Origin of the sequence: Lactobacillus sp. N54.MGS-719, assembly GCF_000980505.1 — a bacterium.
Classification (GTDB): Bacteria; Bacillota; Bacilli; order Lactobacillales; family Lactobacillaceae; genus Lactobacillus; species Lactobacillus amylovorus.
In genome coordinates, this window is sequence record NZ_LARO01000138.1 from 1 (window position 1) to 626 (window position 626).

Annotated in this window: 1 rRNA gene; it reads right to left on the reverse strand. The window is 54.8% G+C overall.

The window, feature by feature from the left end:
- A 23S ribosomal RNA gene (locus WS44_RS09645) occupies window positions 1–626 on the reverse strand; the annotation flags it as partial.

Genomic DNA, 626 nt, shown 5'->3' on the forward strand with positions numbered 1-626 from the left:
GAGCCGACATCGAGGTGCCAAACCACTCCGTCGATGTGAACTCTTGGGAGTGATAAGCCTGTTATCCCCAGGGTAGCTTTTATCCGTTGAGCGATGGCATTCCCACTTAATACCACCGGATCACTAAGTCCTACTTTCGTACCTGCTCCACCCGTCGGTGTCGCAGTCAAGCTCCCTTCTGCCTTTGCACTCTTCGAATGGTTTCCGACCATTCTGAGGGAACCTTTGAGCGCCTCCGATACCCTTTCGGAGGCGACCGCCCCAGTCAAACTCCCCGTCTGGCATTGTCCCCCGCCCGGGTCACGGGCGATGGTTAGAAGCCCAGCAGCACAAGGGTGGTATCCCAACAGCGGCTCCAATAGAACTGGCGTTCCATTTTCTTAGCCTCCCACCTATCCTGTACATGCACTGCCGGACCCCAGTACCAAACTGGAGTAAAGCTCCATGGGGTCTTTCCGTCCTGGCGCAGGTAACCAGCATCTTCACTGGTACTTCAATTTCACCGGATGCATTGTCGAGACAGCGCTCAAATCATTACGCCTTTCGTGCGGGTCGGAACTTACCCGACAAGGAATTTCGCTACCTTAGGACCGTTATAGTTACGGCCGCCGTTTACTGGGGCTTAA